The organism is Ciceribacter ferrooxidans (assembly GCF_004137355.1).
Classification (GTDB): domain Bacteria; phylum Pseudomonadota; class Alphaproteobacteria; order Rhizobiales; family Rhizobiaceae; genus Allorhizobium; species Allorhizobium ferrooxidans.
Genome location: NZ_SDVB01000191.1, coordinates 178,954 through 205,253 on the forward strand (window position 1 = coordinate 178,954; position 26,300 = coordinate 205,253).

Consider the following 26,300-nt stretch of genomic DNA (forward strand, 5'->3'; position numbering starts at 1 on the left):
AGATGGACAAAACTCAGGGGCAAGTCCAGGACGTCGAAACGCAGACGTCCTGGACGCAGGCGACGCTGTTTCTGACCTTGATGGTCTTTACGGCTGGACAGTCCTTCCTTCTTGTCGTCCTTCCCCCGCTTGGCCGGCGGCTGGGTTTCACGGATCTCCATATCGGGGGTATTCTCAGCCTTTCTGCTTTGCTGATTATGGTGTCGGCGCCTGGATGGGGCTACCTCAGTGAACGTGTCGGACGCCGGCCAGTCCTGCTGGCCGCTCTGGCGGGGGGTGCTTTGGCCGCGATTGGATTTGGAACAATCGTGCATTTTCGGCTCTCGGGCAGCTTGAGTGTCTTCCTCGCGCTCATCCTGATTGCGCTCGTCCGCGCGATCCAGGCCTTGGTCACCAGTGGAGTCTTGCCCGCGGCTCAAGCCTTGATGGCGGACATTACGGCTCCTGCACGGCGAGCCAGCGGAATGGGCACGCTCGGTGCGGGTATAGGTGTCGGCGCAATAGCCGGCGCGGGGCTTGCCTGGCAGGTCGGGGGAAAAAATCCGGTCATGGCATTCTCCATCATCGCGGCGCTCGCCGGTTTTGCCCTCTCAAGCGTGCTTTGGTTGGCAAAGGAACCTGCTTGCATGGCTTCAGCAAGGCTTTCCGATGCCCAACTGCCTCTTCGTCGGATCTGGCCATTCCTGGTGACCACACTCGTTTCGATCTCCGCCTACAGCATCCTGCAACAGGTGACGGCTCTCCGCCTGCAGGACTCTCTCGGCTTCTCGGTCGAGGAGTCAATTTCGCGTGGAGGCGCGGCACTGATGGCCGCGGCGCTGGCCATGATCGTGGTGCAGGCATCTGCAGTCCGCGTCTTCCGGTGGGAGGCCACTCGACTGTTGGGGGTCGGAGCCGTGATCGCTGTCACTGCGATGCTCATTTGCACCTTGGCGACGGCCTATTCCACGATCGTTGCCACGTTCATTCTGCTCGGCATCGGACTTGGACTTATGCTGACCGGTAACCTGGCAGCGCTCAGTCTGGGGACCGGTCCTGGTGCTCAGGGCAAAGCCGCAGGTGTGAACGTCCTAGCGCAAGGGTTGGGGCAGGCCCTTGGCCCGATCACTGGCGCTGGCCTTCACCGCGTATCGCCACAACTCCCCTTTGTGGCGGCAACAATTCTGCTTGTGATCGCGTGCCTGGTTGCGGCACGCGCTTGGCGATCTGCTGTCACCAGCTCACGATGAGGGCTGCGCGGGTCACGGCGTCGAATGTATGAAGGGTGGTCGCGACATTTCAAGCATGCGCGCGGGAGCACGCTCGATGCCGATCTCGTCTCGCCGGGCAATCTAGAAGCATGCGCCAAGACCGGCCCGACGATCGACGTCGAGCCGACCTCGTTTTCCGGCTTTGCCCCTACCTGTTGCCGATGAGCATGCGGTAGCGGAACTGGTCGATGACGACGGCGAGGATCAGCAGCGAGCCGAGGAGCACCATCTGCATGTAGGAGCCGATCTGCATCAGATTCATCCCGTTCTGGACGAGCACGATGAAGAAGGCGCCGAGCACCACGCTCTCCACCCGGCCGATGCCGCCCCTCAGCGAGACGCCGGCGATGACGCAGGCCGCAATCGATTCGAGCGCGATGGTGCCGCCGAGATTGGTCTCGCCGCTTTCGACCCGGGCGGTGAGCAGGACGCCCGCGACCGATGCCAGGAGCGCGCAGAGGATATAGGCGAGGAAGAGCGTCCGCTTCGTGTTGATGCCCGAGAGATTGGCGGCCTTGATGTTGCCGCCGATCGCGTAGATGCGGGCGCCGCTGCGCGTCCGGTTCATCAGGACCCACATGGCCGCCATGGTGACGATGGCGATCAGGACCGGGACGGGAACGCCGAGCACGCGACCGAAACCGAAGAAATCCCCGAATTCGAAGGGGAGATTGCCGATCGGCACGCCGCCGGTCAGGAAGAGCGCGATGCCGGCGCCGACGGATTGTACCCCGAGCGTCATGATGAAGGGAGAAACCCCGAACTGTGCGATGCCGATACCGTTCAGCATGCCGAGTGCGAGAGCCGCGAGGAACCCCGCCGACACGCCGAGGACGATGACCAGCCAGACCATGTCGGGAAACTGGGCTGCGAAATACACCATGACCGAAGCCGAGACCACCGAGGTGAGCGCGATCGAGGTGCCGACCGCAAGGTCGAAGCCGCCCGTCACCAGAACCACCATCTGACCCAGCGAGACGAGGACGAGATAGACCGATTGGCGGGCGACGTTCGTCAGGTTGTCGAGGGTCAGAAACTGCCGGGATGCGAGAGAAAAGAGGATCAGCGCCGCGATCAGGAAGAACGGCAGGGCACCCAGCCTGATGAAGACGGCTTTCAGTGCGGCCGTTGAGGAGAGGGTCTGCTTGGCGTCCGTGACCGACGCGGTTTCGAGCTTGCTGGTCATGCCGATTTTCTTTCCTGATCGAAGAAGGCGCCGAGGACTGCCTGTTCCTGAATGGCCTCGCCTTCCAGTTCGGCCGAGATTCGGCCGTTGCGGAAGACGATCAGCCGGTGGGCGAGGTGCATGGCTTCCGGCAGGTCGGAGGAGATCACCACGACCGCCTTGCCGGCCTCGGCTATGGATTTGATGATGCGGTAGAGGGCGGCGCGGGTGCCCATGTCGACGCCGACTGTCGGTTCGTCGAAAATATAGACGTCGTAATCCCTGCCGAAGCTCTTGCCGAAGAGGATCTTCTGCTGGTTGCCGCCGGAGAGTTCCGAGGTGCCGCGCTCGAGGAAGGCCTCGCTGAGATCGACCTTGCGTCCGATCTCGCTCGACTGGCGGCGCAGCGCTGCGGGCGAGACGAGGCCGAGCGCATTGCGCGTGTCGCGCCGGTCGAGAATGGAAAGCGCGATGTTGGCGCGCGCACTCGCCCCGAGCAGGAGGCCCTCTTCCTTTCGGTCGGACGGGAGGAAGAAGACGCCGCTTTGCATCATTTCGGGCGTTGCCGCGCCGGTCTTGTCGCGTCCCATCAGCGTGACCGTACCGTCCGCCGTCGGCAGCAGGCCCATGACGGCGCGGAAGGTGCGCGATTTGCCGGAGCCGACGAGGCCTGCAACGCCGAGGACCTCGCCGCGGCGGACGTCAATGTCGACGCCGTCGACGCCCCAGGCCTTCAATCCGCGGATTGTCAGGACAGGTTCCGGCTGCGGGCTGCGCGCGATATGTGGGTAGATCTCGTCGATCTTGCGGCCCGTCATCATTTCGACGAGCGCCTTCTCCGACAGGTTCTCGGCGCTGATCGTACCGATCAGGCGCCCGTCGCGCAGGACGGTAATGCGGTCGGCGATCGCCTTGAATTCCTGAATGCGGTGGGAGATGTAGACGATGCCGACGCCGCGCCCCTTGGCACGGTCGATGAATTCGAAGAGCTTTTGCGTCTCTCTCTCAGTGAGCGAGGCGGTCGGCTCGTCCAGGATGAGGATTCGGGCCTGCTGATGCAGTGCCTTGGCGATCTCGACCATCTGCTGTTCGGCGCGCGACAGTGAAATCACGGACCGGCGGACGTCGATCGGAAAGCCGAGGCCTGTGAAGAGGACATGCGCCTCGGCATACATGCGCCGGCGCTGGACGAGGCCCATCTTTCGCGGCTCCTGGCCGAGAAATATGTTCTCCGCGACCGTCATCGTCGGCACCAGCGAAAATTCCTGGAACACGGCGCCGATGCCTGCCGCTCGCGCGTCGTTGACCGTATGGAAGTGCTTCGCCTCGCCGTCGATCCGGACCACTCCTTCGGTCGGAGTGGTGACCCCGGCGAGGATGGAGATCAGCGTCGATTTGCCGGCGCCGTTCTCGCCGAAGAGGACGTGCACTTCGCCGGCTTGCAGCGTGAAGTCGACGCCATCGAGCGCCCGCACGCCGGGATAGGATTTGGCAATGCCGGTCATTTCCACCAGCGGTGGCCGCGAAGTCATTTTCGTATCAGTCCAATCATTGCTGCCGGGAAAGGGTTCCGGCGCCCGTGAGACGCCGGAACCTGCGCGATCAATTGACCGAGAAGACCGGCTTGTAGCCGTCCGGGGGCAGGATGTTGGTCTGCGGCACCGTCTTGACGTTGGACGGATCGACCACGAAGATCTTCGGTCCGACGTGTTTGACGAACTCCTTGCCTTCCAGTGCACGGACCGCCTGGTCGATGGCGATACGGCCCTGGACGACCATCGAATCCGCCGGGGCGGCGAGAATGAAGCCTCGCTTGATGCCCTCGTAGACACCGGGCGTCATGTAGAAGGCGAGAAGGTCGACCTTGCCCTTCAGGCCGCGCTCGCGGATGAGGCCCTGGGCGGCTTCCGCCGTCACCGCCGTGCCGGCGATATAGCGGATGTCCGGCTCGGCCTGCAGCACGTCCTCGACCAGCTTCAGCTGAGCTTCCTTGCCGGTGTCGCCGTATTTCGGCTCGAGAGCCTTGACGGACGAGCCCTTGATCGCTTCGAGGAAGCCCTTGTTGGCGGCTTCCACCCAGCCGGCGCCGGCCGGACCCGGGAACCAGCCGACCTTCACCTCTTCCGACCCGGCGGGATGCTTCTTGGCGAGGTAAGAGCCGGTTTCGTACCCCATGGTGTAGAAGGAAACGAGCGACTTGGCGGTGATGTCGGGCGAAGAAATGCCGTTGATGACGTCGATCACCGGAATGTTCTTCTTCTTGATCTCGCTGACGAGATTGTTGAGGCCGTCAAAGGAGATGGCGCCGATGACCACGGCCTGGGCCCCGCCGGCGACACAGTCTTCGATCTGACTGATCTGCTTTGAGAGTTCCGTATAGCCGCCCGCCTCGACGAGGTTCATCTTGACGCCGAGGTCTTTCGCTTCTTCGGCGACGCCGTAGTCGACGCCGAGCCAGTAGGCATCCTTCATGTGTGGGAATGAGACGCAGATGTTCCAGGGCTTCTCTGCCTTTTCGAGTGGCGAATAGGACATGTCGATGGCCTTGCCGTCGGCCGAAAATGCAGGCTCGACGGCCTGCGCCGGATAAGGATACCAGGCTTCCGCCAGCGCGGGCGTCGCCAGCGTCAGGGCGAGTGCGGAACTCGCCAGTGTGAGTGCAATTCTGTTTTTCATGGTTGTTCCCCTTTTTCGAGTTGGTTGCTGCGGGTCAGAAGAGATTGCGGATCTGGTTGATCAGGGCGGCTCGCTCCTTTCGTGCGGAGAGCGCGGTTTCCATGTCGACCTTCACGAAGCGGGTCGGCGTATGTGGCTGAAGCTGGCCGATCAGATCCATGTCGGCGGAGATCACGGTTCCGAGCATGAAGTAGCCGCCGCCGGAAACCGCATCGCGATGCAGGATGATCGGCTCGGTACCACCCGGCACCTGGATGGAGCCGTAGGGATAGCAGCTGTCGACGATGTTCGACGGATCGGAGCCGGCGCCGAACGGCGGCGTGCGCGGAACGAAATCGAGCTTGCGACCGCCACGGAAACGATAGCCCATGCGGTCGGCTTCAGGCGCGACCTTCCAGGTGTCCTCGAAGAAGTTCTTCCCCGACTCTTCCGTGATGCGATGCCAGTAGAGGCCCGGCAGGACCCGCAGCTCGGCCGGCATGCCCGGGCCACGACGGAGCGCTTCCGGGATCGACTTGCCTTCGACGGCCGCGCCTGCGGCACCGACCGGCAGTTCGTCGCCGGCGGCGATCGGCCGGCCCTTGAAGCCGCCGAGTGCCCCGATCGCGTAGGTCGAGCGGGAGCCGAGAGCGAGCGGCACGTCGATGCCGCCGGAGACGGCGATATAGATGCGGGCGCCGGTCTTCAGGAAATCGAAGGAGAGCACCTGGCCGGCCTTGACCTTGAAGGCGGTCCAGCCCGGCTTCTCTTCGCCGTCGACCCGGATCGGCATCTCGGCCCCGGTCACGGCGACCATCGCATCTTCGGTGAACTCGAGCTTCGGTCCGACGAAGACCGCCTCGAGGCCGGCAGCCCCTTCCTCGTTGCCGACGAGGAGGTTTGCGGCCTTGAGCGCAAGGCGGTCCATGGCGCCGCCGAGTGGGATGCCGAGATGGAAATAGCCCGGCCGACCGAGATCCTGGACGGTGGTGGCGAGACCTGGATGTTGAACCTTAATGGCCATGGAGAACGCCCTCCAGCTTCGCGTTGTAGCCGTCGATGTCTTTTTGGAATTCCCTGAGGTCGAACTTCACCTCGCGGATCGGCGGGGCGAAGCGTCCCTTGTCGACGTCTTCCACCGCTTGGTCGTAGCCGTCGCGGTCGACCGGCTTGAACTTGACGATGTCGCCGGGGCGGAAGAAGACCATGAAGTCCTTGAGGTAGGACGTCGTCTGGGTCGGATCGTAGATCGGCATCGGAGTGATGCCGAACATCTGGTAACCGCCGGCGCCGCGCACCGAATAGATGCAGCCGAAACAGCCGCCATGGCCGACGGTGAGCTTCGGCGTATCGGTGCGGGGCCGCAGGTATTTCGGCACCTCGATCTGCCTTTGGCGCTCGACCATCTGGTACATGAAGGGCAGGCCCGAGACGAAGCCGACCATCGAGACGAACCAGGGCGAACCGGAATGGGCTGCGATGAAATCGTCGACCGAGCCATAGTTGTTGATCCGAGCGGCGTATTCGAGGTCGGTGCTCGCCGGATCCTGATGGCGCTCGCGAAAACGCATCAGCGTCTCGTGCGTCCACGGGTCGTTGTAGAAGACCGGAATCTCGATGATGCGGGTGGTGATCACCGGCTCCGACTTCGCAGCCGCCGCCTCGATCGCCTGGACTTCCTTCAGGATGTCGTTCGGGTGAATGACGTCGGGGTCGAACTTGATCTGGAAGGAGGCGTTTGCCGGGCAGATTTCGGTCACGCCCTTGATCTTCGCCTGCTTGATGCCCGTCGTCATCGACAGCGAGTTGAAGAATGCCTCGAGCGACATCTCCTCGGAGCATTCGACGAAGAGGTGTTCGTCACCTCCGAACGTATAGCGCATGGGCATCAGGCAACCTCCTTGGATGCGACAAAGGCCTTGAACTCCGTCTCCAGCCACGGTTCGAGGAAGCGGGTGTGGACGTCACCGGCGGCCACCGACGGATCGGATGCCAGTGCCTTGTGGAGAGGAATGGTCGTTGCGAGCCCGCGGATCTCGAAATTGTCGAGGGCCTCTCCGAGCCGGTCGAGGCAGTGGTCGCGGCTTTCACCCCAGACGATCAGCTTGCCGAGCAGGGAATCGTAGAAGGGCGGGACCTGGTAGCCGTCGTAGAGCATGGTGTCGAAACGGACGCCGTCGCCTTCCGGAACGCCGAGCGCCTCGACCAGACCGGGACCGGGCAGAAAACCGCGCATGGGGTCCTCGGCGTTGATCCGGCACTCGATTGCGTGGCCGCGGATTACGACATCTTCCTGGCGGATCGAAAGCTCTGCGCCGCCGGCGATGCGGATCATCTCCTGGACCAGGTCGATGCCGGTGATCATCTCGGTTACCGGATGCTCGACCTGGATGCGGGTGTTCACCTCGATGAAGTAGAACGCGCCCGTTTCGTCGTCATAGAGGTATTCGACGGTACCGGCTCCGCGATAGCCGACCTCGCGGGCAAGCGCGACGGCACTTTCACAGAGGGCCTTGCGGACGCTCTCCGGCAGGCGGAAGGAGGGGGCCTCTTCCCAGACCTTCTGGCGGCGTCGCTGGAGCGAGCATTCGCGCTCGAAACAGTGGATCGCGTTCCGGCCGTCGCCGAGGATCTGGACCTCGACGTGGCGCGCACGGGTGATGACCTTTTCGACATAGAGCCCGCCATCGCCGAAGGCGGCGAGCGCCTCGGCCGAGGCCTGCGGGAAGTGCCGCTCGAAATCCTCCATGCTTTCGGCGATGCGGATGCCGCGGCCACCGCCGCCGGCTGCCGCCTTGATCATCACCGGAAAGCCGATTTCCTCGACGATTTCGCGCGCGGCGGCGATATCGTCGATCCGGCCGTTGGAACCGGGCACGGTCGGGACGCCGGCACGGCTTGCGACCTTGCGCGCCTCGACCTTGTCGCCGAGCAGGCTGATCGCATCATGGCGCGGCCCGATGAAGATCAGGCCGGCGTCTTCGACGGCCTTCGCGAAGGTGGCGTTTTCTGAGAGGAAGCCATAGCCGGGATGAACGGCGTCGACGCCGGTTTCGCGTGCGGCCTTCAGCACGGCCTCGATGTTGAGGTAGGACTTCGCCGCGGACGGCGGCCCGATTTCGACTGCCTGGTCGGCGAGCTTCACGGCCAGCATGTCGCGGTCGGCGGCGGAATGGACCTGCACGGTCCTGATCCCGAGCGCCTGGGCGGCGCGGATGATCCGGACGGCGATCTCGCCCCGGTTGGCGACGAGGATGGAGGAGATGCTCATGCCTCGACCTCGGCAATGACCTGGCCGGCCATGATCGGCTCGTTGTCGTCGGCAACGAAGGTGATCGAGCTTCCGCTCGCGTCGGCGCGGACTTCGTGGAAGGTCTTCATCACTTCGATGAGGCCGATGACGTCGCCGGCTGCCACGCTCTCTCCATCCTGCTTGTATGGTGCGGCGTCGGGAGACGACCGGCGGTAGAAGGTTCCCGGAAGGGGCGATTTGATTTCGAGCTTGCTCATCGTGGTCTCCCGTTATCTGACGATTTCTGAAATGGGGGCGATGCGGATGCCCGCGGCGATCAGGGCTTCGCGCATGTGGCGGACGATATCGAGGGCGCCCAGCGTGTCGGAATGGAAGCAGATGCTCTCGAAGGGGACCGGGATGTCCTTGCCGGTGACGGCCGTCACGCGGCCTTCGGTGCAGGCGCGCACCACCTTGCGGGCGATCGTTGCCGGATCGGGGCGTCCCGCGTCGCGCGTGAAGACGATGGAGCCGCTCTCGTCGTAGTCACGGTCCGCGTAAAACTCGCGGACAACGGGATGGCCGGCCTCGATTGCGGCCTTTTCCGTCGCGGACCCGGCCATGCAGAAGACGTAGGCGTTCGGCGCGACGGTGCGCATGTAAGTGACGAAGAGCTGTGCGAGTTCCGGGTTGACCGCCATCTCCATGTAGAGCGCGCCGTGCGGCTTCACATGCTGCAGGTTGGTGCCGTGGCGGCGGGCGAACTCACGCAATGCGCCCACCTGGTAGACAATGTCGTTGACGAGCTCGCGGGCCGTGCCGTTGATCTTTCTCCGCCCGAAACCCTGGAGGTCATGATAGCCGGGATGGGCTCCGACGCCGACACCATGTTCGACCGCGAGGCGCACGGTGTGATCCATAAGGTTCGGATCACCACCATGGAAACCGGCCGCAATGTTGGCTGAACTTATTAGTCCCATCAGGGCGGCATCGTCGGTATCGCCGACATGCCAACGGCCGAAAGCCTCGCCCAGATCACAATTGATGTCCACGACCTCGAGTGCCACTTTTCTTCCCTGTTCTGCCCGCATTTTGTGCAATGCAGCGCAATGCCTTCTTTCTTGTCAGAAGACCGTATGAAGAAAAGTTTCATTTGAAAAATTCTATTTTTGGAAGGAGTGTATCTGAAAAAGAAAATCATATCGCAGGCGGCGTTCTGCAGGCGCATAATGGAAAATCAAATATTTACCCGTATGTCGTTCAGGTGAACTCCGACGACGCCACAATCTTCGCGCTTCTCATTCTGAAAAATCGATATAATATATCGTAGATTCAGATCGTATGGATATCCGATGTCGCTGAGCCTTCGCCAAATTCGATATTTCGTCGCCACCGCCGAATCCGGTCAGGTCTCGCAGGCCGCGGTGAACCTTGCAATCTCCCAATCGGCTGTGACGACCGCGATCAAGGATCTCGAGGAGACGGTCGGTGCGAGCCTCTTCGACCGCACGCCCCACGGCATGGATCTGACGGTCGCCGGCCGGCGCTTTCTTTCGCAGGCCTACGAGATCCTGCAGAAGATCGACGAGGCGACGCAGCTCAATCTGGTATCCGCGGAGGTCAAGGGGACGCTCACGATTGCCGCCACCTACACCGTCATCGGTTATTTCCTGCCCTTTCACATCGAGCGCATGCGGCGGCAGTTTCCGGGGATCGAGATCCAGCTCTTCGAGCTCAACCGTGAATCCGTCGAAGAGGGGCTCCTGACCAATCGTTACGATCTGGCGGTGATGCTGACGTCCAACATCCTCAACCCGGAACTGGCGACGGAGAAACTCCTGAGTTCGCAGCGCCGGCTCTGGGTCTCGGCCCGTCATCGTCTGCTCGAGCAGGAAAGCATCGGGTTCAAGGAAGTGGCGGAGGAGAACTATATCATGCTGACGGTCGACGAGGCGTCCCACACCTCGCTACGCTACTGGAGCCAGACGCCCTATCTGCCGAGGATCACGCTTCGAACCTCTTCCGTCGAGGCGGTGCGCTCGCTGGTCGCCAACGGACAAGGCGTCGCGATCCTGTCGGACATGGTTCACCGCCCGTGGTCGCTCGAGGGGCGCCGCATCGAGACGATCGCGCTCAAGGATCCGATCCCCTCGATGGATGTCGGGCTTGCCTGGCGCCGGAATGCCGAGTTCACGCCGGCGATGGAGGGGGTGCGCTCCTATTTCCGCCGCTCCTTCAACATCCCGGAATAGTGGTGGGATGCCGGCCCGTCCAGCTGGTGCCGCTGCAAGAACCCACTTGTCAGGATTGCTGCGATGCACCATCAATAGGGGATGTCGCATCCTGACCTGACCATCCTTGTTATTGACGAGAACGCCGTTCGCGGCGCGATCATCGAGGAAGGCTTGCGTGAGGCCGGGCACACGCGGGTTACCGTCGCGCATGAGATGCACGGCATCGCCCGAGTGGTCGAGACATTGGCGCCCGACGTCATCATCATCGATATCGAAAACCCGAACCGCGACATGATGGAGCACCTTTTCCAGCTGACACGGACCGTCAGTCGGCCGATTGCCATGTTCGTCGACCGCTCCGACACGGCCTCGATCGAGGCGGCGGTTGACGCGGGCGTCTCCGCCTATGTGGTCGATGGGCTCAGAAAGGAGCGGGTGAAGCCGATCCTCGACATGGCGGTGAGCCGTTTCAACGCCTTCAGCCGGCTGCAGCGTGAACTCGCTGATGCCCGCAGCGCGCTCGAGGAGCGCAAGGTCATCGAACGCGCGAAGGGCATTCTCATGAAAATGCGCGGGCTTTCCGAGGAAGAGGCTTTCGCGCTGATGCGCCAGACCGCGATGAACGAAAAGAAGAAGCTTGCCGAAATCGCCCAGAGTGTCGTCACCGCGGCGGGGCTGCTGCTGTGATCGTTGGCGCTATCCGGAGGAACCGGAGTGAATGACATGACGACAGGTCGGAAAGACACAGGTTCGAAAGGCATGGGATTACAGGCCTCGCCGGCGCTCGGGCGCTCGCCGGAGCCGAAGGTCTTGCGCGCCGGCTTCATTCCGCTGATGGACGCTTCCGTGCTGATCGTCGCGTCGGAATGCGGGTTTGCAGCGCGCGAAGGTCTCGCGCTCGATCTCGTGCGCGATGTCTCCTGGGCCAATGTCAGGGACCGGCTCGCATTCCGGCAGTTCGATGTGGCCCACATGCTCTCGCCGATGCCGGTCGCGTCGATGCTGGGGCTCGGCTCCAATCCTTCGCCGACGATCGCGCCCTTCTCGCTCGGTCGTGGCGGCAATGCGATTACGCTGTCGCTCCGGCTCTTCGAGCGTATGCAAGGGCTGACCGGGCTCGATGATGCTGCCTCTGCGCTCGAGAATGCACGTGCGCTGGCTTTGGTGCTTGCCGACATGCGGGCGAGGGGAGAGCAGTCGCCCACGCTCGGCATGACCTATCCGTTCTCCTCGCACAATTACGAGTTCCGTTATTGGCTCGCGGCCGGCGGCATCGACCCTGATCGTGATGTGAAGCTGGTCGTCGTGCCGCCGCCGCTCACGTCCGATGCGCTCGCGGCGGGAGCAATCGACGGCTTTTGCGTTGGGGCGCCATGGAACATGGTTGCCTCCGGGCGCGGCGTCGGCCGTATCGTCGCGGCCAAACAGGACATCTGGCCGTCGGCGCCCGAGAAGGTGCTCGGAATGCGGCCGGAATGGGCGGAAGCTCATCCCGAGACGGTGTCACGTCTCCTCGTGGCGCTCGATGCGGCGGCCCGCTGGTGCGACGACCCGGAAAACCACGATGCGCTCGCCGACCTGCTCGCCGATCCCCGTTACATCGCCGCGCCGGTCGATATCATCCGCCACGTGCTTGCAGGCGAATTCAGCCTCGACGCGAAGGGCAATCGTCGCGTCATCAGGGACTATTTCCGGTTTCACGGTGGCTTTGCCAACTATCCGCGGCCGAGCGAGGCGCTCTGGATCTACAGCCAAATGATCCGCTGGGGGCAGGTGGCGTTCTCTGCGGAGGGCATGAAGGCGGCCGCCTCGGCCTTCCGTCCCGACCTCTACCGTCTCGCCCTCGGCGAGGCAGCCGCGCCGGCTGCAGATGCGGATCTCCGTATGGAAGGTGCCGACCCGGCGGACCGTTTCATGGACGGCCACGTCTTCGATCCTACCCGCATAGCCGAGTATGTGGAGGGCTTTGCTGTGCGCAGTGCTGTGCCGGCGTCGACCGTGGGGGACGAGGCGTAGCACCGACCGCGCTGCACAATTGTCCGGCTCTCCTGGCGTCGTCGATGGGCAATCGCCTTAAGAATGTGCACTTATTGATCCGCTCAAAGAATAAGCATTCTATGGGAAGTGCCGTATTTTCTATTTATTCGTCAATAAGATAATTCCGCGCCCCTGAATGTGGCACGCTGTTTGCGTGTCAATTAGTGCACCGGTCAACGGCGACCGGCAAGCAGATGAGCGCCAAAGGCGCGTCCACATCAGACACCGACGTCGCAAGGGTTTTTGCAGTCCGGGATTCCTCCTCCCGCGGGCGCAAATCTCCGAGCGGCGTTTTTTATTGCTCATTCTCTCCGTAGCCGGGGAAGGGACCGATCGATGACCGAGAAATCGACTGACGCCGTGAAGGCAGTACGCAATGGAGTGCTGGGTATCTGTTCCGCGCTGGCGATCAGCGCTTTTGCAACTCAGGCGACTGCGGAGATGCTCTCGCTCGAAAAGGACGAATTGAAGCTCGGCTTCATCAAGCTCACCGACATGGCGCCGCTCGCGATCGCCTACGAGAAAGGCTTCTTCGAAGACGAAGGCCTTTACGTGACGCTCGAGCCCCAGGCGAACTGGAAGGTACTGCTCGATCGCGTGATCACCGGCGAACTGGATGGTGCCCATATGCTGGCGGGTCAACCGCTTGCAGCGACAATCGGCTACGGCACCAAGGCCCACATCGTCACGCCATTTTCCATGGATTTGAACGGAAACGGCATCACCGTTTCGAACGCAGTCTGGGACATGATGAAGGCGAATGTGGCGACGGACGCCGACGGAAAGATCGTGCATCCGATCAAAGCCGACGCCCTGAAGCCGGTCGTCGACAAGTTCAAGGCGGACGGCAAGCCCTTCAACCTCGGCATGGTCTTCCCCGTTTCGACGCATAATTACGAACTGCGGTACTGGCTGGCCTCGGGCAACATCAATCCCGGCTTCTATTCGCCGGCGGACGTTTCCGGACAGATCAAGGGCGACGCGCTTCTCTCGGTAACGCCCCCGCCGCAGATGCCGGCAACGCTCGAAGCCGGCACCATCGTCGGCTACTCGGTCGGCGAACCCTGGAACCAGGCGGCGGTCTTCAAGGGCATCGGGGTGCCGGTCGTGACCGACTACGAGATCTGGAAGAACAATCCGGAGAAAGTCTTCGGCCTGACGCAGGAATTCGTCGACCAGAACCCCAATACGACGCTCGCGTTGACCAAGGCACTGATCCGCGCGGCGATGTGGCTTGACGAAAACAACAACGCCAATCGCGCCGAAGCCGTCGAAATTCTGTCCCGCAAGGAATATGTCGGTGCCGACGCCAAGGTCATCGCCAATTCGATGACCGGGACGTTCGAATACGAAAAGGGCGACAAGCGGGACGTCTCCGACTTCAACGTCTTCTTCCGCTACAACGCCACCTATCCCTTCTACTCCGACGCGGTCTGGTATCTGACGCAGATGCGCCGTTGGGGGCAGATCCCCGAGTTCAAGGACGACACCTGGTACGCGGAGACGGCCAAGTCGGTCTACAAGCCGGACATCTACCTGAAGGCCGCGAAGATGCTGGTTGAGGAAGGCAAGGCGAAGGACGCCGACTTCCCCTGGAGCAGCGACGGCTACAAGGCGCCGACCGCGGATTTCATCGACGGCGTCAACTACGACGGCAAGAGCCCGAACGCCTACATCGACTCGTTGAAAATCGGTCTCAAGGGCCACCAGAAGATCGAAGGCGCAGAAGTCGTCGGCGGCTGATCCTACACACACGCACGACAATGATGAGGCAAGCATAGATGGCGCACGCAACTGAAACCATCGGGACCGCCAAGATCGATAGCGCAATCCGAAGAGAACGACTCTTCCAGCGTATCGACAAGGTCTCCATATGGCTCAATATCCTCGGGCTCGGCTGGGTCACGCCCATCCTGAGGATGGCTGCCGGCGACAGTGTTCGCGAACAGGTGGCGGAGATACGCAAGACTCTGGTCGTGCCCCTCGCCGGCATCCTGTTCTTCCTGGTTGCCTGGGGCGCTCTTGCGCCGATGGTCAAGACATCGCTCGGGGCTGTACCTGGTCCGACCGAGGTCTTCGAACAGGCAGGGTCGCTCTGGCGGGATCATCTTGCTGAGCGCGAGAAGGCGGCTGCGTTCTACCAGCGCCAGGATGAGCGCAACGCCAAGCTCGTCGCCGACGGCAAGGCGGACGAGGTCAAGCATCGCATCTATACCGGTAAGCCGACCTATCTCGACCAGATCCTGACCTCGTTGATGACGGTCGGCCTCGGCTTCCTGATCGGCAGTGTCATCGCCATTCCGCTTGGAATTGCCTCTGGCCTGTCGCGTACGATCAATGGAGCGATCAACCCGCTGATCCAGATCTTCAAGCCGGTTTCGCCGCTGGCCTGGCTGCCGATCGTCACCATGATCGTCTCGGCACTCTATGTGAATCCCTCCGACTTGCTGCCGAAGTCGCTGGTGATTTCAGCGGTCACCGTCACCCTCTGTTCGTTGTGGCCGACGCTCGTCAACACCGCGCTCGGCGTCGCCTCGATTGACAAGGATCTCGTCAACGTCGGCAAGGTGCTGCAGCTTTCGACGGCGACAACGATCCGCAAGCTGGTCCTGCCCTCCGCCTTGCCGTTGATCTTCACAGGCCTGCGGTTGGCGCTCGGCGTCGGCTGGATGGTGCTGATCGCTGCCGAAATGCTGGCGCAGAATCCGGGGCTCGGAAAGTTTGTCTGGGACGAGTTCCAGAACGGTTCGGAGACTTCGCTCGCCCGTATCATGGTTGCGGTTCTTACCATCGGCATCATCGGCTTTGTGCTGGACCGCGTCATGTTCGCGCTCCAGTCGGCCTTCACCTTCTCGGCCACGCGGTGAGGGAATGACGATGACGATCCTCGAATTAAGCAACGTCTCGAAATCGTACGGCCACGGCAATTCCCGAAACGACGTGCTGGCGAACATCGATCTGACGGTGACGGAAGGCGAATTCATCGCCATCGTCGGCTTCTCCGGTGCCGGAAAGACCACGTTGATTTCACTTCTGGCCGGCCTCGCGAAGCCGGATACAGGAGCGGTCCTCTTCCGCGGCCGGGAAGTCACTGGCCCCGACCCCGAACGCGGCGTGGTGTTCCAGTCCTATTCGCTGATGCCCTGGCTGACGGTTGATGCCAATGTTTCGCTGGCAGTCGACAGCGTCTTCAAGGCGAAGAGCAGGGCAGAGCGTCGGAAGATCGTGTCGCACTATGTCGGAATGGTCGGCCTGGCGCATGCGAAGGATCGCAGACCTGCCGAGCTTTCCGGAGGCATGCGTCAACGCGTTGCCGTGGCGCGCGCTCTGGCGATGCAGCCCGACGTCCTGCTGATGGACGAGCCCCTTTCGGCACTGGATGCGCTGACCCGTTCGAAGTTGCAGGACGAGTTCGCTGTGATTTCCGAACAGGAGAAGAAGACGATCATTCTCGTCACCAATGACGTCGACGAGGCAATCCTACTCGCCGACCGTATCGTTCCTCTCACACCCGGTCCGAATGCACGACTCGGTCCCAGTTTCGACGTGACTCTGCCGCGCCCGCGTGCTCGCGCCGAAATGAATTCAGACCCGGAGTTCATCCGCTTGCGCGCCGCTGTCACGGCATATCTGATGGACGTCGGCGCCGATCGCAATACGTCGGCCGGCCGCGTCATCGAGTTGCCGAACGTCGTTCCGATTACCCAGAAGCCCGGTGCGGACAAGTTGCCGGCAGCCTACGAGCGCGCCGCCCGCACCGTGGTCGAGCGCCGCTTTGTCGAGTTTTCGGAGGTCCGTAAGACCTACGCCACTCCCAAGGGTCCGCTGACGGTCGTCGACGGGTTCGACCTCAAGATCAACAAGGGCGAGTTCATCTCGGTGATCGGCCATTCCGGCTGCGGCAAGTCGACGGTCCTTTCGATGGCAGCCGGCCTGAACTCGATTTCCGGCGGCGGCATCATTCTCGACGGCAAGGAAATCTCCGGCGCGGGGCCGGACCGGGCGGTGGTATTCCAATCCCCCTCGCTGATGCCGTGGCTGACGGCACGCGAGAATGTTGCCCTCGGTGTCGACCGAGTCTACCCGACGGCCTCCCCGGCGGAACGCACGGACATCGTCGAATACTATCTCGAAAAGGTCGGCCTCGGCGATTCCATGCACCGTATGGCCGCGGACCTGTCGAACGGCATGAAGCAGCGTGTCGGGATTGCCCGCGCCTTTGCCCTCTCCCCAAAGCTGCTGCTTCTCGATGAGCCATTCGGCATGCTCGACAGCCTGACGCGCTGGGAATTGCAGGAAGTGCTGATGGACGTCTGGGCCCGCACCAAGGTCACGGCCATCTGCGTGACGCACGACGTCGATGAGGCGATCCTGCTCGCCGACCGCGTGGTGATGATGTCGAACGGCCCCAACGCTCGTATCGGCAATGTGATGGACGTGCATCTACCGCGTCCGCGAAGCCGCAAGGCCCTGCTCGCCCACCGCGACTACTATGCCTATCGCGAAGAACTCATCGATTTTCTCGAAGCCTACGAGGGCGGAGCAAATCCGTCACTCGAGCGCCTCGAAACAATCCGGCAGAAGCGCGCCGCTCGTCTCGAAGAGACCGGCGCGGCTCTTCCCAGAACTGCAGCGGAGTAAGAACCATGGCAGAAAAACTCGTCATTATCGGCAACGGCATGGCTCCGGGCCGCATGCTGGAGCACCTGTTCGAGCAGGCGCCGGGCCGTTATCAGGTCACGATCTTCAACGCCGAGCCGCGCGTCAATTATGACCGCATCATGCTCTCTCCGGTCCTTTCGGGTGAAAAGACCTACGAGCAGATCGTCATCCACGGCGACGGCTGGTACATCGATCACGGCATTACCCTCTACAAGGGCCACAAGATCATCGCGATCGACCGCGCGGCGAAGACGGTGACCTCCGACCACGGCGTGACCGAGAGCTACGACAAGCTGGTGATCGCCACCGGCTCGGTGCCCTTCATCCTTCCCTTGCCGGGCAAGGATCTGCCGGGTGTTCTCACCTATCGTGACCTCGACGATGTGAACGCGATGTTGCTGGCGGCACAATCGCGTGAGAAAGCCATCGTCATCGGCGGCGGGCTGCTCGGTCTCGAGGCGGCCGCAGGTCTTGCCGAGCGCGGCATGGACGTGACCGTGCTGCACGTCATGCCGACGCTGATGGAGCGCCAGCTCGACCCGGCGGCCGGTTATCTTCTGCAGAGGGCGGTGGAAGAGCGTGGCATCAAGGTGATCTGCAAGGCGAACACCAAGGCGATCCTGGGAGAAGGCCGTGTGGAAGGCGTCGAGCTCGAAGACGGCCGTATCATTCCCGCGACCCTCGTCGTGATGGCGGTCGGGATTCGTCCGAGTGTCGGGCTTGCCAAGGATGCCGGACTTGCAATCAATCGCGGCATCGTCGTCGACGGCGGGATGAGGACCTCGGACGGCAACATCCTTGCGCTCGGGGAATGCGCCGAGGTCGGCGGCATGGTCTACGGCCTGGTGGCGCCACTCTATGAGATGGCACGCGTAGCGGCCGCCCACCTTGCCGGTGACAGCACGCCCGCCTTCGTCCATTCGGACACGCCGACGAAACTGAAGGTGACAGGCATCGACCTCTATTCACTCGGGGACTTCGCCGACGGCGACGACCGGGAGGAGATTGTCCTGCGGGACGCCTCGGCGGGCGTCTACAAGCGGTTGGTCATCAAGGACGATCGTATCATCGGCACGGTTCTCTACGGCGACACCGGCGACGGGCCCTGGTTCAACGACCTCAAGAAGAAGGGCACCGACATTTCCGAAATGCGCGAGACCCTGATCTTTGGCCAGGCATACCAGGGGGGTGCCCCGCTGGACCCTATGGCGGCCGTTGCAGCCTTGCCGGATGATGCGGAGATCTGCGGCTGCAACGGCGTTTGCAAGGGCAAGATCGTCTCCACGATCACCGGCAAGGGCCTGACCACACTCGACGGCGTGCGCGCCCACACCAAGGCCTCGGCCTCCTGCGGCAACTGCACCGGCCTGGTCGAACAACTCATGGCGCTGACGTTGGGCGATGCCTACAACCCCGCCGCCGTGACGCCGATGTGCGGCTGTACGGATCTCGGCCACGACGATGTCCGCCGGCTGATCAAGGCGAAGAAGCTGAAGACCATTCCGGCGGTGATGCAGGAACTCGAGTGGAAGACCTCGTGCGGCTGCGCCAAGTGCCGCCCGGCGCTCAACTACTATCTCGTCTGTGACTGGCCGGACGAATATGCCGACGACTATCAGTCACGCTTCGTCAACGAGCGCGTGCACGCCAACATCCAGAAGGATGGCACCTATTCGGTCGTCCCGCGCATGTGGGGCGGCGTGACGTCGTCCGGGGAGTTGCGGGCGATCGCCGACGTGGTCGACAGGTTCGAGATTCCGATGGTCAAGGTGACCGGCGGCCAGCGCATCGACATGCTGGGCGTGAAGAAGGAGGATCTTCCTGCCGTATGGGCCGAACTCGGCAAGGCGGGTTTCGTCTCGGGCCAGGCTTACGCCAAGGGCCTGCGCACGGTGAAGACCTGTGTCGGCTCGGACTGGTGCCGGTTCGGCACCCAGGATTCGACGGGTCTCGGCATCCGCATCGAGAAATTCATGTGGGGTTCCTGGACGCCCGCGAAGGTCAAGATGGCGGTCTCCGGCTGCCCGCGCAACTGCGCGGAAGCGACCTGCAAGGATGTCGGCGTGATCTGCGTCGACTCCGGCTTCGAAATCCATTTCGCCGGCGCGGCCGGACTCGACATCAAGGGCACCGAGGTTCTGGGTCTCGTGAAGACCGAGGATGAAGCGCTCGAGGTGATCGCCGCGCTCACGCAGATGTATCGCGAGCAGGCCCGGTATCTCGAGCGCATCTACAAGTGGGCGAAGCGCGTGGGTCTTGACGAAGTGCGTCGGCAGGTTCTCGACGATGTCGACAAGCGCCGCGCCTACTTCGACCGCTTCGTCTTCTCCCAGAAATTCGCGCAGGTCGACCCCTGGTCCGAGCGCGTTTCCGGCAAGGACAAGCACGAATTCCGGCCGATGGCGTTCGTCGGCTTCAGCGAGGCTGCGGAGTGACCACCTCCCCCTCGAGGGGGGAGGTGGCGCGGAACGCGCGGGTGGGGATGACCTTGGCGCTCGCCGCCATCACCCCACCCCGGACCTGCGGTCCGACCCTCCCCCTCGAGGGGAGGGTAGCCATCCCGCAAGGCTTTCAAAAAGAAGGAACCAAACCCATGACCTGGATCGCTATTGGCCACATTGACGACATTCCCGTCCGCGGCGCCCGCTGCGTGAAGACACCGGAGGGCAAGATCGCCGTTTTCCGGACTGCTGAAAACGAGGTTTTCGCAATCGACGATCATTGCCCCCACAAGGGCGGACCGCTTTCGGAGGGCATTGTCCACCGCAAGGCGGTGACCTGCCCGCTGCACAATTGGGTAATCTCGCTGGAGAACGGTCAGGCTCTCGGGGCTGACGAGGGGGCCGTGCGTACGATCCCGCTTCGCAATGACGACGGCCGGCTGTCGATTTTCCTCGAGAGCATGCTGGCGGCGGCAGAGTGAAGATGGCCTTCGGCGCGGCCGCCGCGCGGGCATTTCCGTGAGGAAACCATGACCACTGAAACCCGTACCACTTGTCCCTATTGCGGCGTCGGCTGCGGCGTCATCGCGACGGTCGGTGACGACGGCCAGGTCAGCATCAAGGGCGATCCGGATCATCCGGCGAATTTCGGGCGGCTGTGCTCCAAGGGTTCGGCGCTCGCCGAGACTCTCGGGTCCGACGGCCGGCTTCTTTACCCTGAAGTCCGCGGCGCGCGGACCGATTGGGACGGTGCCCTCGATCTCGTCGCTGAGACCTTCCGTCGGACGGTTGCTGAGCATGGTCCGGATTCCGTCGCCTTCTACGTTTCCGGGCAGTTACTGACCGAGGACTATTACGTCGCCAACAAGCTGATGAAGGGCTTCATTGGCTCGGCGAACATCGATACGAACTCGCGCCTATGCATGGCCTCGTCCGTCGCCGGCCACCGGCGTGCCTTCGGCGCCGACGTCGTGCCCTGCAGCTACGACGACCTCGAACATGCCGACCTCGTCGTGTTGGTCGGGTCCAACACGGCCTGGTGCCATCCCGTGCTCTATCAGCGGCTTGCCGCTGCCAAGGCCGCCCGTCCCGAAATGAAGCTGGTCGTGATCGATCCCCGTCGCACTGCGACGTCCGAGATCGCAGACCTGCACCTGCCGGTGCGGGCTGATGGCGACGTGGTGCTTTTCAACGGCCTTCTCGCGCATCTCGCCGAGACGGGCACGCTCGACCACGCCTATATCGCGGCCCACACCAACGGCTTCGGCGAGGTCCGCGCCGCTGTCAGCGGATTGTCGATTGCCGACGTGGCGCAGCAGACAGGGCTCCCGACCGTCGCGATCCGTCGCTTCTTCTCGCTGTTCGAAAGAACGGAAAGAGTGGTGACCTGCTACAGCCAGGGGGTCAACCAGTCGTCGATCGGCACCGACAAGGTCAACACCATCATCAATTGCCACCTTGCGACGGGCCGGATCGGTCGTCCCGGAATGGGACCCTTTTCTCTCACCGGTCAACCGAACGCCATGGGCGGTCGCGAGGTCGGCGGCCTTGCAAACATGCTTGCGGCCCACATGGCGATCGAGAACCCGTCCGATCGCGAGCGTGTCCAGCGCTTCTGGGGCTCGCCGGTGATCGCCGACAGGCCCGGCCTCAAGGCGGTCGACATGTTCGAGGCCGTTGCGGATGGACGCATCAAGGCGCTCTGGATCATGTCCACAAATCCGGTCGTCTCGATGCCGGATGCCGATCGTGTCCGCGCGGCGATCGAAGCCTGCCCCTTCGTCGTCGTTTCCGACATCGAGAAGCGGACCGACACGACCCGCCTTGCGCACGTGCTCCTGCCGGCGGCGGGCTGGAGCGAGAAGGCCGGGACGGTCACCAATTCGGAACGCCGGATCTCCCGGCAGAGGCCGTTCCGCCCGGCGCCCGGTGAGGCCCGGCCCGACTGGTGGCAGCTTGCCGAGATTGGGCGGCGCATGGGATTTGCAGATGCCTTCGCCTGGACCTCCCCGGACGAGATATTTGCTGAGCACGCGGCTCTCTCTGCCTTCGAGAACGACGGTGATCGCGCATTCGACATCGGCGCCCATGCCAAAATCGAGGCCGAGGCCTACGAAGCGCTTGCGCCCTTCCAATGGCCGCAGCGCTCCGGCGAAGCTTCCGCGGAGCGCCGCTTCTTCGCGGACGGTCGGTATTTCCATCTTGATGCACGCGCCCGCTTCGTAGCCGTGCGGTCGACTGCACCATCGCGTGTCAGCGCCGATTTTCCCCTGGTCCTCAATACCGGCCGCGTCCGCGACCATTGGCACACGATGACACGGACGGGCAGGAGCGCACGATTGTCCGCCCATACCGCCGAGCCATTCGCCGAGATGCATCCGCTGGACGCCGCCGAGCACGGGATCTCCGACGCCGACCTCGTCGAGCTTTCTGGCGAGAACGGCGCGCGGGTTGTTCTCCGGGCCTTGCTTTCGGATCGCCAGACTCGTGGCTCCGTCTTCGTGCCGATGCACTGGACGGGCGAGACCGCATCCCTCGGCCGTATCGATGCTCTGGTCGCCCCGGTCACCGATCCGGTTTCGGGGCAACCGGCGTCGAAGCATATCGCGGTCGCCGCAAGGCGCTATGCGGCTCGAGCCTACGGTTTCGCGGTCAGTGCGCGTCGGCCGGAAGGGCTGGGCACCGTCTATTGGGCGTCGGCCCGCGCCGACGGCGGTTGGCGGGTCGAGCTCGGCTTCGACGAGGCCGTCGCCGATTGGGAAAGCTGGGCGCGGCGGGTCTTCGGCATACCGGCCGAGGCCGAGATTGCGCGCTATGTCGATCTCAGGAGTGGGGACTGCCGGATCGCCTTCTTTGCGGAGGGGCGACTTCTGGCCGCGCTCTTTATCTCCGCCGAGCCTGTTGCCGTGTCTCGCAGCTGGGCGGTCTCGCAGCTCTCCTGCGCACACACCGACGCCGCCAAGCGCCCAGCGATTGTCGCCGGCCGGCCCGGTGCCGACCGGCCGGACACCGGCGCCATCGTCTGCTCCTGCTTTGCGGTCGGCGTCAACCAGATCGCCGCCGCTGCTCGCAAGGGCTGCCGCAGCGTCGAGGCGATCGGCGCGGTACTCTCTGCCGGGACGAATTGCGGCTCCTGCCGCTCTGAAATCGGAAGGATCATCGATGCCACGCAGACGCTTGCAGCAGAGTGAGGAAGGTTGTCGTGGCCGGATTGCGCCGCTTGCGGCGCTTCCGGTGTTCTGGGAGCTCCGCGGCAGGAGGGTCATCGTCGCCGGCGGTTCCGCGGGCGCGGCGTGGAAGGCCGAGCTCCTGGCGGCCGCCGGAGCGGAGGTACACGTTTTCGCCGATGAGGAGCAAATGAGTGAGGCGATGCGGGAGTTGCCCGGTTCTCTTGAGCATCGACCGGCATCCCGGATCATCCATCATCCGCGTGCCTGGACGCCGGACAGCTTCGCCGGCATGGCGCTTGCAATCGCGGACTGCGCGGACGAGACCGAGGCCGAAGCCTTCTGCCATGCCGCGGACGCGATGGGTGTTCCCGCAAATGTCATCGATCGGCCGGCCTTTTGCCGGTTCCGCTTCGGCTCGATCGTCAACCGCTCGCCGGTGATCGTCTCGATCTCGACGGACGGCGCCGCGCCGATCCTCGCGCAGGCCATCCGCCGCCGTATCGAGACGCTGTTGCCGCTAACGCTCGGCGCCTGGACCGTCATCGCACAAAAGATCCGAGAGCGGCTCAACGAGCGCCTTCTGTCCGGACCATTGCGCCGCGTCTTCTGGGAAGGTTTCGTCGACCGTGCTCTTGCCGGCGGCAAGCCTCCGGAGGAAGGAATGGCGGCTGCGCTTCTCAACGAGGCGGACACCCTCGCCGCAGAGCCGTCCGGCGGTCATCTTGCCTTTGTCGGCGCGCATCCGTCTGATCCCGAGCTTCTCACGCTGAAGGCGGTGCGTGCCCTGCAATCCGCCGACGTCATCTTCTTCGACGACGATGTCGCCGGCGGCGTCCTGGAGCTCGCGCGGCGCGAGGCCGGACGTGTTCCCCTCGCCATGGGCCGAGGCGGCACGCCGGTGCTACCCGACGAGGCCCTCACCCTGGCTGTCGCCGGAAAACGGGTCGTGCGGCTCTGCTCGTCCGATCTGGTGGACCCGACTTGTGAGGCAGCGCAGGCGGGCTGGCTGCGGAAAAGGGGCGTGACGGTCGAGGCAATACCCGGCGTTGCGACAACGGGGCAGGAGGTCGGGTGGTTCGGCGCCAATCACAACGTCGCCTACGGTACGCTGCAGCTCCGCGCATGAGCGAGCTCGGCGCCTGGGCAATGGAGGCCGGGGCTCCGGTATAGACCTCGCCGGTCTGGTAACCGGAGCGGGGGCTGTACCTGAGATTGTTGCACCACGATGCTCCCCGGCCGTCAAACGGAATCCGCCTGCATCGTTTGCCGGCGGCAAACGGGCAAACGAGACTTTGCCGATCATCCGTCCTGCTCGACAGCGTCGAACCTTGTCGGCCTGACCGAAAGAAGGCACGTTGCTACGCGGTTGTGTCGCCTGACAGGTTCATTTGTATTCTGCAGTCTCAATCATAACTTCGGCGGTCTTCGATGACCTTACCGTCATTCGGGAGCGCGCCGGGCGGCAACAGTTCCACGGTTCCCCGCATTTTCAGCGTCGCCATGATGCTCTGTTCGTAAAGTGCGGGATTGGTCGCGCGGGTTTCGATCTGAACCGTCATCGTATCCATTTCCCCCACGCGGCTAGCAATGACGCGTGCCCGGACGATCTCATCATGCCGACCAACCAGTTGTGCCACCTGTTCCGGTCGCACGAACATGCCCTTGATTTTCGTCGTTTGGTCGGCGCGGCCCATCCAGCCCTTGATGCGGCGATTGGTGCGCCCGCAGGGGCTGGTGCCGGGCAGAATGGCGGAGAGGTCACCCGTCGCGAAGCGGACGAGCGGATAATCCGGATTGAGCGAGGTCACGATTACTTCGCCGACCTCGCCGTCCGGAACGGGCCGATCAGAGCCGGGGCGCACAATCTCGACGATCACGCCCTCATCCATGATCAGACCTTCCATGGCGGACGATTCATAAGCGATGTTTCCGAGATCCGCGGTTGCGTAGACCTGCAGGCAGGCAATGCCGCGATCGGTGTAATACTGCCTCAAGCTCGGGAACAGCGCGCCACCAGAGACGGCCGCACGGCTGATCTTGAGGCGCTCGCCCAGTTCATCGGCTTTCTCCAGAATCACCTTGAGATAATCCGGCGTTCCAGCATAGACCGTCGAACCGATATCGGCGGCGGCACGCACCTGCAGTTCGGTCTGGCCCGTGCCGGCGGGCAGGATGGCGGCCCCGACCGCACGCGCGCCATTCTCAAAAATCATGCCGGCCGGTGTCAGGTGGTAGCCGAAGCAGTTGTGCACTATGTCGCCCCGGCCGACTCCGAGCGCATGCAGAAAGCGGCCCATGCGCCACCAGTCATGGCTGATGCCGCCCGGCTCGTAGATCGGTCCCGGCGACTGGAAATAGTGCACAACATTGCCGACGGGCAGGCCGCCGAAAGGGGGCCGCGCCTTCTGGTGCTCGGAAAGTTCCGCCTTACGCAAGACCGGCAGTGCCGCAAGTTCCGAAAGATCGGCCAGGGGGTTCCGTCCCCACCGAGGCAGCAAGGCGTTGAGTGCCGCCAGTTGGCCGGCGTCGCGTTCGTCGCGGGAGCGCGTTTCCAAAGAGTCGAAATGGCTCATGATGTCTTTCCTTGCTTCCGCTGCCCTCATGCCAACCACCGTTTGCGGCGGCGGTAGCTTCGGACATCACGGAAGCTGTTGCGTCCTTTGTCCGACATGCCGAGATAGAATTCCTTGACGTCCGGGTTTTCGCGCAGGTCCTTGGCGGGGCCGTCCATCACCACGCGGCCGCTTTCCAGAATGTAGCCGTAGTGGGCATAGCGCAGCGCCACATTGGTGTTCTGTTCGGCCAGCAGGAAAGTGACACCTTCGCCCTCGTTCACGTCCTTCACGATCTCGAAGATCTGCTCGACCAGCTGTGGCGCGAGCCCCATGCTGGGCTCGTCGAGGAGAATGGTTTCCGGCCGGCTCATGAGTGCGCGGCCAATCGCCGTCATCTGCTGTTCGCCGCCCGAAGTATAGCCGGCCTGCGATTTGCGCCGCTCTTTCAGGCGCGGAAAATAGGTATAGACCATATCGAGATCGCGCCGGATATCGGCCTTGCTGTCCCGGCGGATATACGCGCCAGTCAGGAGGTTCTCCTCCACCGTCAGATGCTCGAAACAATGACGCCCTTCCATCACCTGAACGACGCCGCGGCGTACGAGATCTGCCGGTGAAAGATCCTGAACGCGATCGCCGCGATAGACGATGCTCCCCTTGGTGACTTCACCACGCTCCGACTTCAGGAGATTGGAGATGGCTTTCAAGGTGGTGGTCTTGCCGGCGCCGTTGCCACCGAGCAGCGCCGTCACTCCGCCCTTCGGGACGGAGAGGCTCACGCCCTTCAAGACGAGGATCACGTGGTTGTAGATCACCTCGATGTTGTTGACCTCCAGCAAGGTCCCATCCACGTTGGTTGCATTCAGCATGAGTGTCGTCCCGGCGAGAGTGAAGGGACG

The 26,300-nt window shown here is 63.1% G+C and carries 21 protein-coding genes; 11 read left to right on the plus strand and 10 right to left on the minus strand.

Annotated features, from left to right (window positions below; translation table 11 throughout):
• Nucleotides 1-2: 2 nt before the first annotated feature.
• A complete protein-coding gene (locus EUU22_RS08890; RefSeq protein ID WP_129331654.1) occupies nt 3-1,229 on the plus strand; it encodes an MFS transporter in 1,227 nt (408 codons plus the stop codon).
• Between the two features lie 169 nt (nt 1,230-1,398).
• Here the strand turns inward: EUU22_RS08890 and EUU22_RS08895 are convergent, their stop codons facing one another.
• From EUU22_RS08895 to EUU22_RS08930, 8 genes are all read right to left on the minus strand, one after another.
• Nucleotides 1,399-2,436 (minus strand): ABC transporter permease, encoded by a 1,038-nt coding sequence (locus tag EUU22_RS08895; RefSeq protein WP_129331656.1) that lies wholly within the window; start codon nt 2,434-2,436, stop codon nt 1,399-1,401.
• On the minus strand, nt 2,433-3,947 hold the full coding sequence (locus tag EUU22_RS08900; protein ID WP_129331658.1) for a sugar ABC transporter ATP-binding protein: 1,515 nt from the start codon (nt 3,945-3,947) through the stop codon (nt 2,433-2,435). Before EUU22_RS08900 ends, EUU22_RS08895 begins: the two co-directional genes overlap by 4 nt.
• Before the next feature lie 70 nt (nt 3,948-4,017).
• Nucleotides 4,018-5,091 (minus strand): TMAO reductase system periplasmic protein TorT, encoded by a 1,074-nt coding sequence (torT, locus tag EUU22_RS08905; protein WP_129331659.1) that lies wholly within the window; start codon nt 5,089-5,091, stop codon nt 4,018-4,020.
• Between the two features lie 34 nt (nt 5,092-5,125).
• On the minus strand, nt 5,126-6,094 hold the full coding sequence (locus EUU22_RS08910) for a 5-oxoprolinase subunit C family protein (protein WP_129331660.1): 969 nt from the start codon (nt 6,092-6,094) through the stop codon (nt 5,126-5,128).
• Nucleotides 6,084-6,959, minus strand: coding sequence for a 5-oxoprolinase subunit B family protein (locus EUU22_RS08915; protein ID WP_129331661.1), 876 nt, complete (start codon nt 6,957-6,959; stop codon nt 6,084-6,086). Before EUU22_RS08915 ends, EUU22_RS08910 begins: the two co-directional genes overlap by 11 nt.
• Nucleotides 6,959-8,341 (minus strand): acetyl-CoA carboxylase biotin carboxylase subunit, encoded by a 1,383-nt coding sequence (locus EUU22_RS08920; protein WP_129331663.1) that lies wholly within the window; start codon nt 8,339-8,341, stop codon nt 6,959-6,961. The genes EUU22_RS08915 and EUU22_RS08920 overlap by 1 nt, the downstream gene beginning before the upstream one ends.
• Nucleotides 8,338-8,580 carry an acetyl-CoA carboxylase gene (locus EUU22_RS08925; protein WP_112691346.1) on the minus strand — a complete coding sequence of 81 codons (243 nt, stop codon included), beginning with the start codon at nt 8,578-8,580 and terminating at the stop codon, nt 8,338-8,340. The genes EUU22_RS08920 and EUU22_RS08925 overlap by 4 nt, the downstream gene beginning before the upstream one ends.
• 12 nt (nt 8,581-8,592) lie before the next feature.
• A complete protein-coding gene (locus EUU22_RS08930) occupies nt 8,593-9,393 on the minus strand; it encodes a 5-oxoprolinase subunit PxpA (protein WP_129331665.1) in 801 nt (266 codons plus the stop codon).
• A 261-nt stretch (nt 9,394-9,654) separates the two neighbouring features.
• On the opposite strand from EUU22_RS08930, the gene EUU22_RS08935 reads away from it, so the two are divergent.
• The 10 genes from EUU22_RS08935 (at nt 9,655) to EUU22_RS08980 (ending at nt 23,972) form a co-directional block, all read left to right on the plus strand.
• Nucleotides 9,655-10,554, plus strand: coding sequence for a LysR family transcriptional regulator (locus tag EUU22_RS08935; protein ID WP_129331666.1), 900 nt, complete (start codon nt 9,655-9,657; stop codon nt 10,552-10,554).
• A gap of 81 nt (nt 10,555-10,635) precedes the next feature.
• Complete coding sequence (locus tag EUU22_RS08940) at nt 10,636-11,223, plus strand: ANTAR domain-containing response regulator (RefSeq protein ID WP_129331668.1); 588 nt, start codon at nt 10,636-10,638, stop codon at nt 11,221-11,223.
• 72 nt (nt 11,224-11,295) lie between these two features.
• Nucleotides 11,296-12,552 carry a CmpA/NrtA family ABC transporter substrate-binding protein gene (locus EUU22_RS08945; RefSeq protein ID WP_129331669.1) on the plus strand — a complete coding sequence of 419 codons (1,257 nt, stop codon included), beginning with the start codon at nt 11,296-11,298 and terminating at the stop codon, nt 12,550-12,552.
• A 357-nt stretch (nt 12,553-12,909) separates the two neighbouring features.
• Entirely contained in the window at nt 12,910-14,316 is a 1,407-nt protein-coding gene (locus tag EUU22_RS08950) for a CmpA/NrtA family ABC transporter substrate-binding protein (protein ID WP_129331671.1), read from the plus strand.
• A gap of 38 nt (nt 14,317-14,354) precedes the next feature.
• Nucleotides 14,355-15,440, plus strand: coding sequence for an ABC transporter permease (locus EUU22_RS08955; RefSeq protein ID WP_129331673.1), 1,086 nt, complete (start codon nt 14,355-14,357; stop codon nt 15,438-15,440).
• Between the two features lie 10 nt (nt 15,441-15,450).
• Nucleotides 15,451-17,214 carry an ABC transporter ATP-binding protein gene (locus tag EUU22_RS08960; RefSeq protein ID WP_129331737.1) on the plus strand — a complete coding sequence of 588 codons (1,764 nt, stop codon included), beginning with the start codon at nt 15,451-15,453 and terminating at the stop codon, nt 17,212-17,214.
• A gap of 5 nt (nt 17,215-17,219) precedes the next feature.
• Nucleotides 17,220-19,670 (plus strand): nitrite reductase large subunit NirB, encoded by a 2,451-nt coding sequence (nirB, locus tag EUU22_RS08965; protein WP_129331674.1) that lies wholly within the window; start codon nt 17,220-17,222, stop codon nt 19,668-19,670.
• A gap of 158 nt (nt 19,671-19,828) precedes the next feature.
• Complete coding sequence (gene nirD / locus EUU22_RS08970) at nt 19,829-20,158, plus strand: nitrite reductase small subunit NirD (RefSeq protein ID WP_129331675.1); 330 nt, start codon at nt 19,829-19,831, stop codon at nt 20,156-20,158.
• Nucleotides 20,159-20,206: 48 nt separating this feature from the next.
• Nucleotides 20,207-22,867, plus strand: coding sequence for a nitrate reductase (locus tag EUU22_RS08975; protein WP_129331677.1), 2,661 nt, complete (start codon nt 20,207-20,209; stop codon nt 22,865-22,867).
• Nucleotides 22,839-23,972 (plus strand): NAD(P)-dependent oxidoreductase, encoded by a 1,134-nt coding sequence (locus tag EUU22_RS08980; RefSeq protein WP_129331678.1) that lies wholly within the window; start codon nt 22,839-22,841, stop codon nt 23,970-23,972. Before EUU22_RS08975 ends, EUU22_RS08980 begins: the two co-directional genes overlap by 29 nt.
• A 277-nt stretch (nt 23,973-24,249) precedes the next feature.
• On the opposite strand, the gene EUU22_RS08985 is transcribed toward EUU22_RS08980, so the two are convergent.
• Complete coding sequence (locus EUU22_RS08985) at nt 24,250-25,419, minus strand: phenylacetate--CoA ligase family protein (RefSeq protein WP_129331680.1); 1,170 nt, start codon at nt 25,417-25,419, stop codon at nt 24,250-24,252.
• Between the two features lie 26 nt (nt 25,420-25,445).
• The gene (locus tag EUU22_RS08990) at nt 25,446-26,270 is read right to left on the minus strand and encodes an ABC transporter ATP-binding protein (RefSeq protein WP_129331682.1); all 825 of its coding nucleotides are present in this window, start codon (nt 26,268-26,270) and stop codon (nt 25,446-25,448) included.
• Between the last annotated feature and the right edge of the window lie 30 nt (nt 26,271-26,300).

Bases quoted from the DNA above. Each gene is read 5' to 3' on its own strand.
- EUU22_RS08950 (WP_129331671.1), top strand. From the start codon at position 12,910: ATGACCGAGAAATCGACTGACGCCGTGAAGGCAGTACGCAATGGAGTG.
- nirD (WP_129331675.1), top strand. From the start codon at position 19,829: ATGACCTGGATCGCTATTGGCCACATTGACGACATTCCCGTCCGCGGC.
- torT (WP_129331659.1), bottom strand. From the start codon at position 5,091: ATGAAAAACAGAATTGCACTCACACTGGCGAGTTCCGCACTCGCCCTG.
- EUU22_RS08890 (WP_129331654.1), top strand. From the start codon at position 3: ATGGACAAAACTCAGGGGCAAGTCCAGGACGTCGAAACGCAGACGTCC.
- EUU22_RS08895 (WP_129331656.1), bottom strand. From the start codon at position 2,436: ATGACCAGCAAGCTCGAAACCGCGTCGGTCACGGACGCCAAGCAGACC.
- EUU22_RS08990 (WP_129331682.1), bottom strand. From the start codon at position 26,270: ATGCTGAATGCAACCAACGTGGATGGGACCTTGCTGGAGGTCAACAAC.
- EUU22_RS08910 (WP_129331660.1), bottom strand. From the start codon at position 6,094: ATGGCCATTAAGGTTCAACATCCAGGTCTCGCCACCACCGTCCAGGAT.
- EUU22_RS08920 (WP_129331663.1), bottom strand. From the start codon at position 8,341: ATGAGCATCTCCTCCATCCTCGTCGCCAACCGGGGCGAGATCGCCGTC.
- EUU22_RS08900 (WP_129331658.1), bottom strand. From the start codon at position 3,947: ATGACTTCGCGGCCACCGCTGGTGGAAATGACCGGCATTGCCAAATCC.
- EUU22_RS08915 (WP_129331661.1), bottom strand. From the start codon at position 6,959: ATGCCCATGCGCTATACGTTCGGAGGTGACGAACACCTCTTCGTCGAA.
- EUU22_RS08960 (WP_129331737.1), top strand. From the start codon at position 15,451: ATGACGATCCTCGAATTAAGCAACGTCTCGAAATCGTACGGCCACGGC.
- nirB (WP_129331674.1), top strand. From the start codon at position 17,220: ATGGCAGAAAAACTCGTCATTATCGGCAACGGCATGGCTCCGGGCCGC.
- EUU22_RS08935 (WP_129331666.1), top strand. From the start codon at position 9,655: ATGTCGCTGAGCCTTCGCCAAATTCGATATTTCGTCGCCACCGCCGAA.
- EUU22_RS08940 (WP_129331668.1), top strand. From the start codon at position 10,636: ATGTCGCATCCTGACCTGACCATCCTTGTTATTGACGAGAACGCCGTT.
- EUU22_RS08980 (WP_129331678.1), top strand. From the start codon at position 22,839: ATGCCACGCAGACGCTTGCAGCAGAGTGAGGAAGGTTGTCGTGGCCGG.
- EUU22_RS08930 (WP_129331665.1), bottom strand. From the start codon at position 9,393: ATGCGGGCAGAACAGGGAAGAAAAGTGGCACTCGAGGTCGTGGACATC.
- EUU22_RS08975 (WP_129331677.1), top strand. From the start codon at position 20,207: ATGACCACTGAAACCCGTACCACTTGTCCCTATTGCGGCGTCGGCTGC.
- EUU22_RS08925 (WP_112691346.1), bottom strand. From the start codon at position 8,580: ATGAGCAAGCTCGAAATCAAATCGCCCCTTCCGGGAACCTTCTACCGC.
- EUU22_RS08955 (WP_129331673.1), top strand. From the start codon at position 14,355: ATGGCGCACGCAACTGAAACCATCGGGACCGCCAAGATCGATAGCGCA.
- EUU22_RS08985 (WP_129331680.1), bottom strand. From the start codon at position 25,419: ATGAGCCATTTCGACTCTTTGGAAACGCGCTCCCGCGACGAACGCGAC.
- EUU22_RS08945 (WP_129331669.1), top strand. From the start codon at position 11,296: ATGGGATTACAGGCCTCGCCGGCGCTCGGGCGCTCGCCGGAGCCGAAG.